General features: G+C 37.6%; 9 protein-coding genes. All 9 read left to right on the top strand.

The genetic code is table 11. From position 1 onward, the window contains the following. The first annotated feature begins 609 nt into the window (after window positions 1-609). The 9 genes from BQ5591_RS01710 to BQ5591_RS01670 all read left to right on the top strand — a co-directional run bounded on the left by BQ5591_RS01710 (window position 610) and on the right by BQ5591_RS01670 (window position 20,199). Window positions 610-4,560, top strand: a complete 3,951-nt coding sequence (locus BQ5591_RS01710; protein WP_071148193.1) for a hybrid sensor histidine kinase/response regulator transcription factor — start codon at window positions 610-612, stop codon at window positions 4,558-4,560. A 140-nt stretch (window positions 4,561-4,700) separates the two neighbouring features. Then, the gene (locus BQ5591_RS01705) at window positions 4,701-6,221 is read left to right on the top strand and encodes a glycoside hydrolase family 43 protein (RefSeq protein ID WP_083380842.1); all 1,521 of its coding nucleotides are present in this window, start codon (window positions 4,701-4,703) and stop codon (window positions 6,219-6,221) included. A 149-nt stretch (window positions 6,222-6,370) separates the two neighbouring features. After that, window positions 6,371-7,741, top strand: a complete 1,371-nt coding sequence (locus BQ5591_RS01700; protein ID WP_071148192.1) for a glycoside hydrolase family 43 protein — start codon at window positions 6,371-6,373, stop codon at window positions 7,739-7,741. Between the two features lie 20 nt (window positions 7,742-7,761). Beyond that, window positions 7,762-9,321: a glycoside hydrolase family 43 protein gene (locus BQ5591_RS01695; protein WP_071148191.1), complete on the top strand. Its 1,560-nt coding sequence runs from the start codon at window positions 7,762-7,764 to the stop codon at window positions 9,319-9,321. Between the two features lie 764 nt (window positions 9,322-10,085). Next, window positions 10,086-11,393, top strand: coding sequence for an IPT/TIG domain-containing protein (locus tag BQ5591_RS01690; RefSeq protein ID WP_159434406.1), 1,308 nt, complete (start codon window positions 10,086-10,088; stop codon window positions 11,391-11,393). A gap of 101 nt (window positions 11,394-11,494) precedes the next feature. After that, on the top strand, window positions 11,495-14,521 hold the full coding sequence (locus BQ5591_RS01685; protein ID WP_394331791.1) for a SusC/RagA family TonB-linked outer membrane protein: 3,027 nt from the start codon (window positions 11,495-11,497) through the stop codon (window positions 14,519-14,521). Between the two features lie 12 nt (window positions 14,522-14,533). Further along, window positions 14,534-16,540 carry a RagB/SusD family nutrient uptake outer membrane protein gene (locus tag BQ5591_RS01680; protein ID WP_071148189.1) on the top strand — a complete coding sequence of 669 codons (2,007 nt, stop codon included), beginning with the start codon at window positions 14,534-14,536 and terminating at the stop codon, window positions 16,538-16,540. 60 nt (window positions 16,541-16,600) lie between these two features. Beyond that, window positions 16,601-17,527 (top strand): BT_3044 domain-containing protein, encoded by a 927-nt coding sequence (locus BQ5591_RS01675; protein WP_071148188.1) that lies wholly within the window; start codon window positions 16,601-16,603, stop codon window positions 17,525-17,527. 41 nt (window positions 17,528-17,568) lie between these two features. Beyond that, window positions 17,569-20,199: a TonB-dependent receptor gene (locus BQ5591_RS01670; RefSeq protein WP_071148187.1), complete on the top strand. Its 2,631-nt coding sequence runs from the start codon at window positions 17,569-17,571 to the stop codon at window positions 20,197-20,199. Window positions 20,200-20,371: the final 172 nt, after the last annotated feature.

Here is a 20,371-nt window from a genome sequence, read left to right as displayed (position 1 = left end):
AGGCTGAAGTAGGTAGTTACGTCCGCCAAGTGGCACTTTGAGAACGAAAAGTGAAACATTCGAAATGAAGAATGGGTGAAAGATAGATACGCGGACAGCACAGATAGGACAGATTTACATGGATAAAAAGTAGAAAGAGGAAAATTGGGTTCACGCTTTCACCAGGAAACTTTCATTCTGGTATACAGCAAGATATGGTGAAAGATAAAGCTTCACGCTGATTCAATTAAAAATTAAAAATCTGCGTTTCATCCGCTTATTCCGTGTTGTTCGTGTATCCATCTTTCACCGCAACCTACTCACTCTCATCTGCTTACGGTGAAACTTTACCTCTAAAACGCTTGGTTTCACCACAGCAATTTGGAAAAGAAAAATATATGGAAATGCGGTCTATATGAAAAAAATAATGTATTATTGTAGAATTAAACAACTGTCTGGATTTTGGGTATTAGGTACAAACTAAATCAATGAAGTTTTATAGTTGTTTCTATTAATTCAATTTCATCCTCATCCTTTGAAAAGAAGGTTTGGTAAATGTAATCTTATTTTTTTTAGAAGTAATGTTAACCAAGTTAATATAAGATTAAAGTAAACCTATTAAAAGTTCATATGAATCATAAATTTGTATATTTATATATCTTTTTCTTGATTATTTCCTTGTCTGCATTTGGGCAAAGCTCTTATGTGTTTCGTCATTTAAATATAGATAATGGACTTTCTAACAATAATGTAAAGGCTTTATTAGAAGATAGTTACGGTTTCTTATGGGTAGGTACTATGTCTGGGCTGAATCGTTATGATGGTTATGAATTTAAAAAATACTCTTTATCTTTTAATAATGAGAATTTTAATGATATTAGTTCGTTGCAAGAGGATGGTTTAGGAAATATTTGGATTAGTAATGGATTTGGTTATGTTGTTTATTGTCGAGAGAAAGACAAATTTATTATAGATACCATAAAATTACTGGAAGATTATGGTGTACAAGTAAAAGATGACTATCGTATTTATGTAGATAATAATCGTAATTTATGGGTATTAAGTTTTGATCGAATTTATTTTTATGATACACATAATAAAGAAGGAAAAACAATTTTGATCAATCCTTCAATAATAGAATCTTGTGTAGATATAAGTGATAACGATAGTTTTTTATTCTTAATATTAGATTCAGGAGAGTTATGGCGACTATGTAAAGAAAGTGAAGTATTGGCTAATATTGAATCTCCTTGTATTGGTAACGAAGCGTATGATAAGATTTATGCTGATAAACAACAAGGTTTATGGATATTTTCTCATCAAACAGATCTGATTTATTATAAAAAAAGTGAGTTGCATCAGTGGCGGTTAATTACACTTCATTCTGAAATTGAAACGAAAAGTCATGGTGTTCGTGATGTTTTGGATGATGGTAAAGGATGTATTTGGATTGGTACAGATCATAAAGGTATTTTTATTTATGAAAGAGCCAGTGAAACTCTGAAGAATATATTATTTACAACTAATGATAATACTTCAATTGCTTCAAATCATGTTGCCTGTTTATATCAAGATAAAAATGAAACTATTTGGATCGGACATAACAAAGTAGGATTGTCTTATTGTCACGATAGCTTTCGCAAATTTATTACTGTAAAATATCCAAATTGTAGTGATATTACATCTGTGATGGAAGATAGGAACGGGAATATTTGGTTGGGGACAGATGGTAATGGATTATATATAGAAGGAAAAAATGGAACTTTACGTAAATTCCCAATTTTCAATAGTTCTATTATTGCTTTATTGGAAGATCAAAAAGGACGAATTTGGATCAGTTCTTATATGAATGGATTGTTTTGTTTTGAAAACGGGAAGTTGCATAAATTTATTCCTCAAAACAACGAATTAGCAAGTAATGTTATATGGGGATTACTGGAAGATCGTTATGGCAAAATTTGGATTTCATCAATTGAGGCGTTACAGTGTTTAGATCCTGATAATGGAACTATTTCTTCTATATTGAATGTTGATGGAGAGTATATTCATTCCATTAGTACACATTACGATGGTGGAGACAAACTCTATGTTTGTACTCCATATGGATTGTATACTATAGATATTGTTACAGGTAAGCAATTTTTATATTTAGGTAATAAAAAGGGTACTCAGATTTTTAAATCACCATATATATCAAATACATATAAAAGTAAAAACAATCAATTATTTCTTGCTCATACAAATGGGTTAACAATTTGGGATTTGAACACAGATTCATTATATTATATGGATGAAGAAACAGGATTATGTAATAATGTCATACAAGCAATTACTGAAGATAATGATGAAAAAATATGGGTGACTACAAGTAATGGAGTTTCTGTTTTGTCTATTACAAAAAGGGAGAGGGGCAAACTAAATATTCTACCAAAGAATTATTCTATTAAAGACGGACTTATGAATGGCAATTTTAATGGAAATTCTATTTATAAATTGAAAAATGGTAATATAGTGTTGGGGGGAATAGATGGTTATGTTTTAGTGAATCCTAATAAAGTTTCGGAAAAAATGCAATTGTTGCCTAAAATAGTATTTACTGAATTGAGCATAGGAAATACTGTAATTCATGCTGATACATTATATAATGATCGGAAGATACTTGACAGACCTATAGAACAGACCTCCTCGTTATTGCTTAGTCATGAAGATAAATTTATTTCATTGGAATATATGACAGGAGATTTGTTGGATGTTGACAATGTTTTGTATGCATATAAATTGCAAGGTTTCAATGACCAATGGATTTATACTCGGGAAAACAAAGCTAATTTTTCCTATTTGCCTCCAGGAAAATATGAATTTTTTGTTAAAGCACGTAATGGTGAGGGAGAGTGGGGAAACGAAACAGTATTATATATAAGCATTATTCCTCCTTTTTACCAAACAGTATGGGCATATTTGTTATTTGCTTTTATAGCATTAGGCATAGTGGTATATTTTGTCTTTTGGATAAAAAAACGTCATCGAGAGAAACTTGAGCAACAAAAAATAGAGTTTGAACATCAGCAGAAAATCTATCTTTCTGAGATGAAATTGAATTTCTTTACTAATATAAGTCATGACTTACGAACTCCCTTGACGCTTATATTAACTCCGTTACAGATAATGCTGAATGAGGTTTCAGATAGTGGTATTCGCAAAAAATTATCTGTAATTCAGATGAATGCGCAACATTTGTTAGAGTTAATAAATACTTTGCTTGATTTTCGTAAGTTAGATGTTGGAGCAGAAACACTTCATTGTAAACAAGGTGATATAATTCATTTTGTTAAGGAAACTTGTACTCCTTTCTATGATTACGCAGCTGGTCGTAACATGCGTTTTTCTTTTTCTTGCGGAATAAAAACTTTTCCAATGAGTTTTGATTCAGACAAAGTACGAAAGATTCTTAATAATCTTTTGTCCAACGCTTTTAAATATACTCCGGATGGAGGAAATGTAACTGTTGGAGTCTATTTAGAAAAGAATATGCTATGCATAAAAGTTGCTGATACCGGATTAGGTATCCCAGATAAAGATAAAAAGCATATTTTTGAGCGATTTTATCAGACGCATGATGATAACTCTGGTAACGGAATCGGGCTTAATATAGCAAGTGAATATGTGCTTCTACATGGTGGAGAAATTTCGGTTCAAGATAATAAACCTTGTGGAAGTATTTTTACTGTTTGTTTGCCTGTGACAATGCTGAATGGTGAAGAAATGAATCATATACTGAGCAAAGAGTACAACGATTATCGGGAAAATCGTGCTGATTCTAAACCGATATTATTACTAGTTGATGATAATAATGACTTTTGTGAGTTTTTGGCGGATAGTTTGGCTAATGAATACATTGTAAAAGTAGCAAAGAATGGATTAGAAGCGTTGAATATTGCGCGATGTTGTGATGTTGATATTATTGTCAGTGACGTGATGATGCCCGTTATGAATGGAATAGAACTTTGTAGTGAGATTAAGACAGATGTTCATTTGTCACATATTCCTATTATCTTGCTTACTGCACGTACGGCAGACGAGAACCAGTTAGAAGGATTAGAACTGGGGGCTGATGATTACATTACCAAGCCGTTCAATCTAGATATATTGAAATTGCGTATTAAAAGGTTTATAGAATGGACAAAACGTTGTCATTATGAGTTTAAAGAAAAAATGGATATTTCGCCTAGTGAGATAACGATTACAACATTAGACGAGCAGTTAATAGAAAAAGCGATTAAAATTGTAGAAGAAAATATAGCTGATCCAAATTTTACGGTAGAATCACTTAGCGAATCATTGGGACTCAGTCGAAGTCATTTATATAAAAAATTAATGTTCATTACTGGGAAAGGGCCTGCTGAGTTTATTCGTATTATACGTTTGAAAAGAGGACGTCAACTACTGGAGAAAAGCCAAATGCAGATTGCAGAAATAGCTTATGCGGTAGGATTTAATTCTCCAAAAAGGTTTACTCAGAATTTTAAAAATGAGTTTGGAATGTCTCCTTCTGAGTTTTTGAAGGGGTTAAAATGTCTTTAAACACATAAGAGTACCTTTTAGTCAACATAATATCTCCTCCATATCTATTTTTTTTTCATTTATTTGTGCTATCAATGCATTGGGAACAAAGAGTTTATACCCTTTGATAAAAGAAATATTTACTTAATTCTAATTAAACCATGAGAGTTTATTTAAGTACGCTATTGTTTTATGCTTTAGTAGCATGTACGGCTGATATTTCAGCAATAGGAACGAGTGATAACATTGAACGTGAAAGACCTCAATACGAAAGTACGCCTAAATTAACAGATGACCCATCGAAAGATAGTGGTAATCCTATTCTTGATTTTAAATTTATGGCAGATCCTACTGCTATTGTTTATAATGGACGAGTTTATGTATATGGTACTAATGACACACAACAAATGGATTCTGTAGGTAGAGATAATGAGAATAATTATGCTTATATCCGTACTTTGGTGATGGCTTCTACTAATGATATGGTAAACTGGACTTATCACGGTTTGATAAAAACTACAGAAATTTGTAAACCTTGGGCTGGAGTATCTTGGGCTCCGTCAATTGTTTCTCGCAAAGAAAATGATGGAAAGACTCATTTTTATATGTTTTTTGCAAATGGAGGAAGCACTGGTTTGATGACATCTACTTCGCCAGTAGGCCCTTGGAAAGACCCTATTGGACGAACTTTTTTCGATTTTGATACACCGGGACTAGGTGATTGTGCATGTCCTTTTGATCCGGGAGCCGTAATTGATGAGCATGGTGTTGCTTGGGTTAGTTTTGGAGGTGGAGATAAAAATAAATCAGGTACAGATTTTATGCCAGGTAATGCTCGTATTGCTAAATTAAGCGAAGATATGTTGCATATTGATAGTATCGCTGAACTTCCTGCACCCTATCATTTTGAAGCTAACGAGTTAAATTATATTAATGGAACTTGGGTATATACTTATAATACTAACTGGAAAGATCGAGAAGAATGGCCTTATAATAATACTGATGGTAAACCTACAACTTGTTGTATGAGTTATATGACCAGTAAAACCCCTCTCAATCCCAAGAGTTGGATATATCAAAATAATTACCTGAAAAATCCGGGTGAATATGGTTATTCATACTGCAATAATCATACTACGTTGTTAAAGTATGAGGGGCAATGGTATATTTTTTATCATAATATGACATTGAAAGATTATCGTGGAATGAAAGGTGGTTTTCGAAGTGTATGTGTTGATTATTTGGATGTTGATGAGCAGAATGTGAAGTATAAAATGGGAAATATGACAATGAAGGGTCCAAAACAAATACGAACATTGAATCCTTATGAAGTGCAACAAGCGGAAACTGTTGCTGGAACAAAAGGTGTAAAATTTGAAGAGACAGAGATATTGGGAAATACAGTACTGTGCATTGATGATGCAGGTCAATCAACTGTTGTGAAAGGGGTTAATTTTAATATGCAACCTAAAGAAATAAAAACACGATTAAAAGGCGTCGGAACATTTAAAATTTGTCTCGGCAATCCTAATGCTGATCCGATAGCTGTAGTAAAGTTTAATAATCATGATTGGGAAGATGTGGTTACAAAAATAAATACTAAAATAGAAGGAGTGCAAAATCTTTATTTTATATCTATAAATGGAGATTATAAATTTGATCAATGGGTATTTATTCGATAAAATCATTTGGCTTAAGCAATAAACTCTTAAAAATCGAGAAGTAGTAAAAATTGATAAATTTTTTACTACTTCTATCCAGAGTTATTTACGTATTCTCCAAAAGTCAAGATTGTAATTGATTTTTATGGCTTCAAAAATAAATCAATATTATGACTTATAAAAAATTGATTCTTGTTATTTATGCCATTATTGGTGGTCAAATAGGTATTGCTCAGAATCCTATAGTACAGACTTGTTATACTCCGGATCCAGCACCAATTGTATATGATAACCAAGTATATGTATATACAGGACATGATGAAGATAGAGCTACTAGTCGATTTGAAATGAATGACTGGCGAGTTTATTCTTCTACAGATATGGTGAACTGGACTGATCATGGTTCGCCTCTTTCTTATAAGACTTTTAGTTGGGCAAAAGGTGATGCTTGGGCAGGACATTGCATCTATCGTAATGGGAAATTTTATTGGTATGTACCTTTGGTGAGTAAAGAAACAAATATGCACTCAATAGGTGTGGCTGTATCAGATACTCCTACGGGACCCTTTGTCGATGCTCTAAACAGACCCTTAATTGGGAAAACTATTGGAGAAATAGATCCAAATGTTTTTATTGACGATGATGGGCAAGCTTATTTGTATTGGGGAAATCCTGATCTTTGGTATGTAAAGTTGAACGAAGATATGATTTCTTATGAAGGAGATCTTGTAAAAGTTAAGTTGACCAAAGAGGGTTTTGGAGCTGATCATCCTAGTCGATTTACTTCTTATGAAGAAGGTCCCTGGATGTACAAGCACGGTGCATTCTATTATATGGTTTATGCAGCTGGTGGAGTTCCTGAAAATATCTCTTATTCTACGAGTTATTCTCCTACAGGCCCTTGGACTTATCGTGGGATAATTATGCCTGTACAAGGTAATAGTTTTACTATTCATCCAGGAATTATAGAATTTATGGGAAATAATTACTTTTTTTATCATAATGGCGATTTGCCTGGTGGCGGAGGCTTTACGCGTTCAACATGTGTAGAACAGTTTTATTATAATACTGATGGAACTATTCCTACAATCAATATGACGAAAGAAGGCGTAGATGCTGTAAGCACTCTCAATCCGTATCAACGTGTGGAGGCTGAAACCATAGCATGGTCGGAAGGGTTAAAAACAAATGAGAATTCCCAAGTTGGAGTATATGTAACAGATATTCATGATGGTGATTATATTAAAATTAGAAATCTCGATTTTGGAAATAATGCACCTGTAATATTTGAAGCTGCTGTTGCTTCCAATATAGCAAAGGCTTGTATAGAATTACGTTTGGACCGCAAGGATGGGCTTGTGTTGGGTACGTTGTCCTTATGTTCTACTGGAGGGTGGAACAAATGGAAAGTAATAAGTACCAAAGTTCAGCAAGTAATAGGCAGACACGATTTATTTCTCATTTTTAGAGGTGATACAGATGATGCGCTTTTCAATTTCGATTATTGGAAATTTTCGCATGAAAACAATGAAAAAATATAAATCTAAATAAGCAAAGAGTTATGTTACGATTTAGTCATTTGATATCGATTCTTTTTTTTCTGATAAATGTGCATTTGTCTGCACAAATCAATGTCGGAAAAGATATGTTTACTAATCCTGTCATCTTTTCTGATGTGCCTGATGTAGATGCTATTCGTGTAGGTGACACTTATTATATGGTTAGTACTACTATGCATATGATGCCAGGAGCTCCTATTATGAGATCTAAAGATTTGGTTAATTGGGAGATTATAAGTTATCTTTATGATGAGATTAAGGATAGTCCATTTTACGACCTTGAGGGTGGTGATGTATATTCGGCAGGTCAGTGGGCTTCTTCTATTCGTTATCATAATGGGCGATTTTATGTTTTTTTTGCTACAAATAAACCTTCTAAATCATATGTATATACGACAACAGATCCAACCGGAAAATGGAAGAAACTGGCTGTTATGAATCAATTTCATGATGCTTCATTATTATTTGATGATGACGGTAAGGTATATCTTGCTCATGGTGCCGGTAGAATTAGGATTACAGAGTTGAAAAGTGATCTTTCTGGAGTAAAAGAAGGTGGTTTGGATATTACTGCTTTTAATGGCGAACAACAAGGGTGTAAAGGATTATTAGAAGGTAGTCATATATATAAGATAAACGGAAAATATTATATACTTTTGATTTGGTGGCCAAAAGATGGAATTCGAACTCAAATTTGTTTACGTTCAGATCGGATAGAAGGACCATACGAACATAAAATTGTCTTATCGGATACTATGGACAATCCTCGGAAGGGTATTGCTCAAGGCTGTGTTATAGATACACAGAAAGGTGATTGGTATGCTCTTTTGTTTCAGGATTTCGGAGCTGTAGGGCGTACACCTGTACTAATGGAATGTCGTTGGGAGGATGAATGGCCAATGTTGGGTGATTACAATGGAAAGGTTCATAAAGTAATGGAAAAACCCATTAAGGGATATTCTGAAACGGCATTGGTAATTAGCGATAATTTTGAATCTCCAAAATTGGCATTAAATTGGCAGTGGAATCATAATCCTGATAATAATCTTTGGTCGTTGAGTGAGCGTCCAGGATATATGAGGTTAAAAACAGGTAAAATAGTGCGCAGTATATTCGAAGCAAGAAATACTCTTACTCAGCGTACTGAAGGCCCCAAATGTAATGCAATAGTTTCAATGGATTTATCAAATATGAAAGATGGAGACGTAGCAGGACTTGGGGCATTTAATGGAGAACCTGGACTAATTTCGATTGTAAAAGAAGGAAAGAAAAAGTATCTTTTAATGACGGATCGTAATATAGGAAAAGAAAAAATAGAATTGAAGCAAAACATTGTATATCTTCGAGTGGACTGTGATTTCAATATAGGTATTGATAGAGCAAAATTTTATTATAGTTTGGATAATGAAAAGTGGATACAGTTGGGAAATGAATTTCAAATGATATATTATACTAATCATTTTATGGGAATAAGATTTGCTATATATAATTATGCAACTAAAATATCTGGAGGTTATGTTGATGTTGATTTCTTTAAATATAATAAAGAAGGTGTTGGTTGAATGACTTCAAATATAGGATATAATAAAAGGTTTTATTATTGTTCGGTTGAGGTGAATAAATAGTTCTTTGATATATGAAATATAGTCTTTTGCATTCTTTCTTTATAGAATACATTGAATATTTATAGAAATTGCTGAGTTATATAATGCTCTTAAGCAGGTCAAGTTGCTTTTAGTAACGACTCAAAATTAAAACAATTGGGCTGTAATTCGAAGCCAAATCTGTACTATTGATATATTTAAATTTAGAGCATATAGAATAATCTTAAAAGAAGTAGTTTGGAGAGACTAGTTTCAACGATATCAAAGAATTTAATATCCATCTTTCTTTTAGAAAGTGGTGCTTTATTTATCCTGATTTTAATTGGACGCTAATCCTTTTATATTCTTTTCATTCTTCTCTTTTGCATAATTTGTGTTGATACTACTGGGTTTGTGCTAATACTGTTTATCTCTTATATGAAGTATTAATTTTCTTATGAAATCAGGAGTAAATAGGTTAGAAGTGTCCTTTTTACCCTTAAAAAGTACTTTTACCCCTATCGAAAGTATTTTTACCCCTATTCATTTGGTATAACATTATTTAATTTTGCATTCAAGAAATCATAATAATGTTAACCATTTAAAAACTATCTTAGAGTATGAACAAGAAAATAGGGTTCGCAAATTATGCAGATGATGGTTGAAGAGGAATGAGTCAGACATGGAAATTGACAATGTTCGTGGAATAAACAACTTAAATGTTAATACTAAAAAAACGAATTATGAAGAAAAGCTATTATTTATTATTGTTCTTATTCCTTACAGCCTGTGATGGAAGTGAAACAATTCAGAAACATCCGACTTTAGTGAATAGATACGATCCCAGTATGCCAAATACTGTAGATTGTATTAAGCCTACTTATGGTGGTATTGATGAACCCTTTATTGTAGAAGGTAATTTTGGAGGAAATCTTGCAGACATGCGAGTTTATTTCGATGACAAAAAAGCTGTCCTTGTTTCTACTGATGGAAAAACGATTTTAGGTGTTGTTCCTAAGCAAAAAGCTGGTAAACACACTATTTCTGTGGTATGTGATGGAGATAGTATCACTACAGATTTGGTCTTTAAATACCAACAGACTAAATCTGTTAAAACAATAGCAGGCTTATTTGGTGCGGGTGATGATTACGTAGATGGTGATTTGAATACAGCTCGTTTTAAAGAACCGAGTAATATTGCTACTGTAAAGGGAATGAATGGCGACAACATTATTGTGGTGGAATCTTGGTGGAATAACCGTGTCAGACTGATTTCATTGGATGACAATAAAGTGGTAACTTTAGACCAGACCAAATCGTTCGGAACTCCAGCGGTAGACAATACCCGTGAGAAATTCTATTTACTTTCGCATTGGGCTGAGGATCGTACCATTTATTCTTATTCACGTTCGGAAAACTGGGCACCTAAATCAACCGATATTATTATTCCTGTATCTGATATGCCTGGACAGATATGGTCAGGACGTTTTATGGATGGAGATGATAATCATTTGTATTTGTTGGATTCTAGATTGAATTTTTGCTGTGTAGATTTGAAAAATTTGACATACGAAGTACTTCCTGTTGAAGGTGATTATCCTACAGTATCTTTGGGCGATCGTAACAGCTTGGCTTATAGCAAATATCATAAATGTTTCTTTATTTGTGTACCTGAAGCAGCAGGAATTTATAAACTTTATAATGATAATGGTGTTTGGCGTCGGGAAAAATATGCTGGTTTCAACGGTGCGGGTAGCGCTACAGGACATCGTTTAAATGATGCCCAATTCATAGCTCCTTATGCGATTGCGCCTACTTCAGATGGTATCCTTTATGTACTCTGTCGAGATGGTAATTTCATGAGTAAAATCGAAGGGGACATGGTAGAACTGGTAGCCGGAATGCCTGGTCAAGGTGGACAAGTGAATTCTTCTACAGACCCACTCGAAGCACGTTTTGACTCGCCTCAGGATATAGCAACAGATTTCGAAGATAATATTTACATTGCCGGTGGTTGGGACCGTACAGTCAGAAAACTGTCTATTGAGTGATGTTTAATTTATAAAACAACCTTGTATAACACAAATGAATCAATAATATGATGAAATATTTTATATCCATATTAACCGTATTTATTATTTCGGTTAATGCAATGTTTGCTCAATCGGGGTTGACTGCTGCCGGTTTGGTAATGACACAAGACGGTGAAAGTGTCATTGGTGCTACCGTTACAGTGAAAGAGGATCCAGGTAAAGGTGTGATTACCGATACAGATGGACGCTTTAAAATGAACGGTCTTTCAAAAGGACAAACTTTGGTTATTTCTTATATAGGTTATAAGGACGCTACGGTCAAGGTCACAAAGACAGACGAACGTATGCGTATCGTGTTGGAAGAGGATATCAGCGATTTGGATGAAGTCGTAGTTGTAGGTCATGCCACTCAGCGTAAAATCTCAGTGGTGGGTGCGGTGACAAATGTAGAAGTAAAGGACTTGAATGTTCCGGCGACTTCTGTGTCCAACATGTTGGGTGCCCGTGTTCCTGGTATCATTGCTGTTACTCGTTCTGGTGAGCCGGGTAAGGACTTTTCAGAATTCTGGATTCGTGGTATCAGTACATTTGGTGCCAGTTCCGGTGCTTTGGTGTTGATTGACGGTGTGGAAGGTGATCTAAATCTGGTTGATCCTGAAGATATTGAAAGTTTCTCTATTTTGAAAGATGCTTCGGCCACTGCAGTATATGGTACCCGTGGTGCGAATGGTGTTGTATTGGTTACTACCAAGAAAGGTGTGGCCGGTAAACTGAAGGTTAACGTGAAAGCCAACGTTGGTCTTTCCTATTCGCCTCGTATGCCAGAATATGTGGGTGCTTATGAATATGCTACTTTGGCTAACGAAGCTGCCTTGTCCAGAGGTATGAACCCTATTTTCAGCGATGTAGATATGGCCTTGTTCAAGAACGGTATGGACCCAGACTTGCATCCGGATGTGAATTGGCGTGATGTCATTTTGAAGGACTATACTTGGAACCAGCAATATCACCTGAGTGCATCGGGAGGTGGTGAAGTGGCCCGTTACTATATGAGTATGGGTTTTCAAAATAAGGAAGCTATTTTCAAACAAGACAAAGGCATTAACAAGTACGATACAAACGTCAATTATAAGCAATACAACTTCCGTGCTAACATCGAAGTGAACATGACAAAATCAACCATTCTGAATTTAAATCTTGAAACGATATTGGTCAATCAGAATTCACCGGGTTATGGAGACAATTCTGACGCTTTGTGGGAAGCACAAGCTAATCTGACTCCTGTAACCGTACCTATTCTTTATTCTACTGGTCAATTCCCGACTTACGGAACGAACAATTCGGAAATGAGTCCTTATATTTTGCTGAATCATACTGGTTATCGTAACTATTTTGGTAATACCAGTAATCTTATTTTGTCTTTACGTCAGGATTTGAGTATGCTGACTAAAGGTTTGAGTGCCACTGTTCTTTTTAACTTCAATTCGAATGGGAAGATGTGGGCCAGTCGTAGCAAAACACCTGAATTGTATTATGCTACGGAACGCAATCGTGACGGTAGCTTGAATTTGACGAAAGTGACTGATGCCGTTCCTCAGGGATACTCCGGTTGGGAAGAAGTAGATCGCAAATACTATTTTGAGGCACGTGCCAATTATGAACGGTTGTTTAACAAAACGCATCGTGTAACGGGTTTGATTCATTTTTATTTGCAAGATTATGTTAACTCTAAGAACAAGACTCCGTTGACAGCTATTCCTAAACGTTATGTAGGTTTGTCCAGCCGTTTGACTTATTCTTGGAAAGATACCTATTTGATAGAAGCTAACTTAGGTTATACAGGTTCTGAAGCCTTTGAGAACGGAAAGAAATTTGGTCTCTTCCCCGCTATTTCCGGTGGTTGGATTCCTACTCAGTATCAATTTATGAAGGATGCGCTGCCTTTCCTCAGCTATTTGAAGTTCCGTGCTTCTTACGGTGAGGTAGGTAATGATAAACTGACTTGGGACGACAGTGTACGTTTTCCGTATCTGACAATAATTGGTAATGGTGGTTCCGGTATCTGGAACTCGGGTAGCGGACTTACCGAAACACAAGTCGGTTCGAATAACCTTCGTTGGGAAAAAGCTGCGAAGACTAACTTTGGTATTGATATGAAGTTGTTTGGCGATCGTTTCGATATGACGGTGGATTTCTTTAAAGATATCCGTTCTGGTATTTATCAGCAACGTGCCAGTACACCAGCTGAAATGGGACTTGTTACTTTGCCTTGGGCTAATGTGGGTAAAATGAAAAGCTGGGGTATTGACGGTCATGTAGCCTATACGCATACATTTACTCCAGACACTTACATCACAGTCCGTGCCAACTTCACCCAATCCAAAAATGAAATTCTGGAATTCGAAGAATCCATAAAGCGTTATCCTTATCAGTCGGCAGTCGGCTATCAGAGTGGAATCAATCGTGGATTGATAGCCTTGGGACTTTTTAAGGATGAGGCGGATATCGAAAACAGTCCTCAGCAGAATTTGGGTAGTGTGGTTCTTCCTGGTGATATCAAGTATAAGGATGTCAATGGTGACGGTGTAGTAGATGACGGTGATGTCGTTCCGTTGGAATATTCTAATACCCCACAGATCCAGTATGGTTTGGGTACTGAATTCAATTATAAGAATTGGAATCTCAGTGTCTTGTTCGAGGGGACAGCACGTATGAAGTATTTTGTGGGTGGTTCTGGATATTATCCGTTTGCTAACGAAGATACAGGTAATATTCTTACTATGGTGGCTGATCCCAATAATCGTTGGATTTCTGCAGAAATTTCGGGTGATCCTTCTACTGAAAACCCCAACGCTAAATTCCCTCGTCTGACTTATGGTAACAATAGCAATAACAATCGGGCATCTACTTTCTGGTTACGTGACGGTAGTTATTTACGACTGAAAAACGTGACGTTAGCTTATAGTACGCAGAACAAACTGTTTAAGAAGGTTGGCATTCAGAATGCTACATTCAGCTTAATCGGTGAGAATCTTTGGTTGTGGGATAAGGGTGATAAGATTTTTGACCCGACACAGGCTAGTAGCAACGGAGCAAAATACCCTATTCAGCGTGTCATTACTTTACAGTGTAATCTGAACTTCTAAAAGAAATTAATTATGAAAAATAAATTAATATCAAAGACTTGCGGTTTCTTTTGTGGACTGACCGCATTGGCAGGAATTGCTACTTTTAGTTCGTGTGAGAATTTTTTGGACATCGATAAATATGTATACGATCAAATTACTATTGATTCGGTATTTGTATCTAAAGAACGTTTGCTACAGTATATAAATGGAGCGGCTGCTTATTTGCCTAATGAGTCTAATTTAGTAACGAATAATAATACAGATGGTGATAAGTATGTTTTTTCTCCTAGCGGCCTTGTTACCGATGATGCCTTTGTTCCTTGGGTGGACTGGAATCATAGCGCTATGTATTTTATGATAGATCAGGTTGTTCCTCGTGATACTCACCGTTTTAATCCGTGGGAAAATTATTATCGTGGCATTCGGAAAACCAATATTCTGTTGGCTCGTATTCCTGAGTGTCAGGAACTGACAGATATGGAGCGCCGTGACTATATGGGGCGTGCTTATTTTATGCGTGCTTATTTCTATTATAGCCTGATGCGTCTCTATGGTCCTGTGCCTATCCTTCCGGACTATGCTTTCGATACGGATGCTTCAGCCGAGAGTGTTTCTTACGAACGTTCTTCGTACGACGATTGTGTAGAATATGTTTGTAAAAACTTGGAACAAGCCGTTGCTTATTTGCCTCTTGAGCGTGAAGAGGCTTTCCAGTTCCTCCCGACGCAAGGTGCTGCTTTAGCCATCATGGGGCGTATGCGTCTTTATTGGGCCAGTCCATTGTTCAATGGCAATACATATTATGCTGATTGGCGCCGTTCGGACGGTACGCCGTTTATCTCGCAAACCGAAGATAAAACCCGTTGGGGAAAGGCTGCAGTAGTATTTAAACGGATTATTGATTTGAATAAATATGCTCTGAATACTGTTGAAAAAATAGAGACAACCGACCGGATTGCTGGTACACTCGAATTGCCGGAAACAGTTTCCAAGGAACCTTTCCCTTATGGTGCCGGTGACATTGATCCGTATAGAAGTTATAAATCTATTTTTGACGGTTCCATTCAGGCTATCCATAATAAAGAACTGATTTATTATTGTGATCGGTTAACTACAGATGATTGGACTTACTATCCCAATCCTTTAGGAGGCATCAATGGATTCAGTGTGACACAGGATTTGATAGATTGCTATCGTATGGCCGACGGACGTCCTTACAGTGAGGCAACGGAAGAAGAAAAATCTTGGAAAGCAGTTGGTACAGGAAAGACTTTTTCTGAGAATTACGTGTTGAGTCCTGACCGTGCTCATCGTGACGATAATCGTGAACCTCGTTATTATGCCTCCATTGGGTTTAATTATTGTGTATGGCCATGTACATCATATACAGGTACAGAAGCTAAGAAGAATTTTGTGGCCAATTATTTCTCTGACGGTAACTCCATGCCTACCGGTTCTATCAAGGTTGACTACAACCGTACGGGATATACGTCGCGTAAATATGTTAATCAAGAAGATATTATGAACTGGCAAGGTCAGGTGAAAGCTAAAACTTATCCGATTGTCCGTTATGCGGAGGTGCTTTTAAGTTACGTGGAAGCTATGAACGAAATGGATGGGTCTTATACGGACGAAGCTACCGGCATAACTGTTAGTAGAAATATTCCTGAGATGATATTCTATTTCAACCAGATTCGCTATCGTGCCGGGCTTCCGGGGATAACCGAGGCCGAGGCTTCCGATTATGCTACGATGAAAGATCTGATTAAACTGGAGCGTCGTGTAGAATTTGCTTTTGAGAATCAGCGTTATTATGACTTGCGCCGTTGGAAAGATGCGCCCAACGCATATAATAAACCTATTACAGGCTTGGATGTCAGTGCCAAGATGGCTGAACGTGAGAAGTTTTATACCGTTAGAGTCTGGAATACAGAAACCAGTATGAAACGTGTGTTTAACAATAAGATGTATTTTTATCCTATTAATCAGGAGATTTTGGATCGCAATGCCAAGTTGGTTCAGAATCCGGGCTATTAATATTATGGCTCTAAAAGTAGATCAAATGAAAGAAGATTTTTTATAAAAAACAGATCGATTATGAGAAAGAGTATATTATTTCCATTAATATTGTCCCTCCTGTTTTTTACAGGTTGCGACCAGGAGTCTCCTATGGAACACGAGCAGTATCCACCGATTGTTTACATTGTGGGTAGTGCCAATAAGATTATCGATAAAGAGTTGAACATCGGTTACGATCAGGATACCGTCCGTCTGTCTATTGCCGTCAGTGGTTCATTGTCATTGCCTCAAGATGTGACAGCTACGCTTGAAGAGTGTCCTGATGAAATTGATCGCTATAATTCGCGGGAACTGTCTGCTGAAGCAAGACATTACAGAAATCTTTCTCCCGATATTTACGAATATCCTTCGAATCAGGTTACTGTTAAGGCTGGAAATGTTTATGAACTTTTTCCTATTTATGTGAAGCCTGCTACATTACATTGTGATTCGCTGTATATGCTTTCGTTCCGTTTGTCTGATACTTCAGCTTATACCGTGACAGAAGAAGATACGGTTGCTTTGGTACGTTTGAATTTGGTGAATGAATTCTCCGGAAGCTATACGATGGATGGTATGTTGAGAAATACAGAAGATCCTACAGATTCGTTGACTTATAAAATGCCTAGAACTTTGATGGCTACGGATAATGGTCGTACAGTACGTATGTTCCACTATAACAATGAGTGGACAGAAGGTAGCGGAAATGACTATCGTCAGTCACATACGTTTAAGATTACTGTAAACGAGGACAATACTTTGAGCATGGCTACTTGGAATGAATTTGAGCTGATTGATGGTGGTGGTGTATATGTACCCGAGTATGAGGTCTACGATCTTTGGTATACATATCGTCAAGATAATGTTATATGGAGAGCAGAAGGTTTTCTTTATAAATCAAGAGATACTGATGCAGAGCAGCGTGAAATAGAAGATTGGATAGAAGAGCAACGAGCTTCCCGATAATTAGGTATTAGTTATTATATTCTTTATTACCCTTTTTTAAGATGAAGACAATCGTATCTGCATTATTTCTGGTATTTGTGTTTGTGACGAATATAAACGCCTGGCAAATAATGCCGGATACGATTGTTCGTCTTTTCGAAAAGGAACTGTCCCACTTCCCGCAGGAGAAGATGAGCATACATACCGATCGCAGTGTGTATCTGGCTGGAGAACGGGTGTGGTTCAGAGTGCATGTAGTGGATGCGCTGACAATGGTGCAGGCCAATGCAAGCCGTTACGTTTATGTAGAACTGACAGCCCCTACGGGGAGCCTGATAAAACGTATCAAGATAAGACCCGATGACAAAGGAAGTTTCGGCGGCTATCTCGACATTGATGAGGAGCAACCGGAGGGATATTACACCATCAGGGCCTATACACAGTTTATGCGGAACGTCGGTGAAGATTATTTTGCGCACAAGTCGATGTTTATTTCGACACCCGCTGCGCAGGAACTGAAGCCTCACGTAGTGATTACGGAGCATGGGAAAGACCTGAAAACCCGCATTTATTTTTCTAGCGAGACAGACAACACGGACACAATCGTACCACAGCAAGTACTCGTTTTTGCCGATGGTGACCCGGATGGAAAGGGGGATCATCTGAAATTCAGAAACGGAGTGGCTGAATATACATTCAAAGAAAAAGAAGTCAATACATCCCGAACATATCTGTTACAGACCATTTACAATAATAAGATAGCCGAACGTTATCTGTCGTTGCCTTTTGATGATAGCGATTTCAGCGTGACATTCTTCCCGGAAGGAGGAACGGCCGTTCTTTCTTCACAGTCGAAGATCGCTTTCAAGGCCATTGGTACCGACGGATTATCGGTGGACGTGGAAGGCGAGGTGAAAGACGAGGAAGGAAAGGTGTGCACCACTTTCCGCAGTACACACTTGGGAATGGGTAGCTTTACGCTGAACTGTATGCCCGGCAAGCGGTATGTTGCCCATTGCAAGACCCGTGAAGGGGTAGAGAAGCTGTTTGAACTGCCGGTAGCTTCGGAGCAGGCCATCGCCGTTAACACGCTGTGGCGCAACGATGTGTTGCGTGTCAGCCTGAACCGTTCGCCTCTCAATGCAAATCGGCAGGACCTGACGCTGGTGGCCCAGTTGCGCGGGCTGGTGCTTTATGTCCAGCCGTGGGACAACAGTCGCAGGTATATCGACTTTGAAAGAGATTTTTTTCCGGCGGGTATTATACACTTTATCCTGATAGACGAGAATCGCAACATTCTGAGCGAACGTCTGGTGTTTTCGCGGCAGGATAATGCAGTGGCAGCCGTAACACTGAATCCTGATCAGTCCGATTATACTCCGCGTCAGAAAGTGGCACTTGACCTGACCTTGAAAGATGTGTATGGTAATCCGTTGGAAGGTAACTTTTCGATGTCGGTAGTGGACAAGGCGGATGTACAACCTGACACAACGTCGAACATCGTCTCTACATTGTTGCTGACTTCAGAGCTGAAAGGCTATATCGAACAACCTGCCAGCTACTTGAAGAAAGACAGGAAAACCGAATACAACCTGGACTTGCTGATGATGACCCAGGGATGGCGCCGATACAATGTACCGGAAATCCTGAAAGGACATACGACGGAAACACTTCCCTATCCGGTGGAACTGGGTGACGTGGTGACCGGAAAAGTAGAAGGTTATTTTTCGGCATCAAAAGGTGCTTATCTGTCGTTGCTTGCACTGAATGATTCTGTGATAGGAACAACCGTGACCAAGGCTGATACAGAAGGGGTATTTCGCTTTGATGGGTTGGAATATCCTGAAGATACAAAATACATTATACAAGCTCAGAAATCAAAAGGTTCACGGAACGTATTTATTGAAATAGATTCGTGTAGGGCATTCCCGCAGTCTGATCTGAAGCTCTTGCCTCCACGGCTGGAAATGAAAGTAGAACACAATTATGTGCAGAAGATGGATATGAAGTATACCATTGAAAATGGAATGCGGGTTTACAATTTGTCGGAAGTGTTGATTACGGCTCGGAGAAAACCGGTAGTGGAAACCAGTTCGCCTTACTATTCCGTTTCGACTTCGAAAGTCATAACATCGGAAGAAATAGAGAAAGGACATTTCCTTTCTGTACTGGATATTGTGCGACGCCTGCCGGGTATTATAGTAAGTGGTACTGACGTGACATATCGAGGAGGAACACCGATGGTACTGCTTGATAATGCACCAACCGAAGTTTTTAGTTATGATTGGTTGGATGTAGACAATATTGCTGATATTTTCTTTTCACCTCCTACTACGGTCGGTCCCATTTTCGGGGCGCGTGCCATGTCGGGCGCTATTGTCATCACGACCAAAAAAGGATTCGTCCAAAAGAATACGCTGAACAAGAACATGGGGATTGTGACGCCGCTGGGCTATCAGCAGGAGGTAGAGTTCTACTCGCCGGTGTATGATACGAAGGAGAAGCTGGAGTCGCGTTCGCGTGATTTGCGTTCGACCATCTATTGGAATCCGTCGGTAGTGGCTGATGCTGAAGGCAGGGCACATGTGGAATTTTATGCGGCCGATTCGCCCGTCGACTACCGGGTGGTAGTGGAAGGTGTGTGCAAGAACGGTATGATTATCTCTTCCAGTTCGTCGATGCTTCCTGAGTAACTGTTAAACCTTGACAACAGCATACGGATATTATATTCCCCAGTTAGGAAATGGAAGTTCCCTAACTGGGGAATTGTTTTTTCCTAACTAGGAAATTACTTTTTCCTAACTGGGAAAAAAATAGTATACTGGAGACGTGTCTTTTCCTGATTTAACGAGACGCTTTTTTATT

The organism is Bacteroides ndongoniae (genome assembly GCF_900108345.1).
Taxonomy (GTDB): Bacteria; Bacteroidota; Bacteroidia; order Bacteroidales; family Bacteroidaceae; genus Bacteroides; species Bacteroides ndongoniae.
The sequence above is the reverse complement of the archived record's forward strand: the minus strand, read 5'-3'. Positions and strand labels throughout refer to the sequence as shown.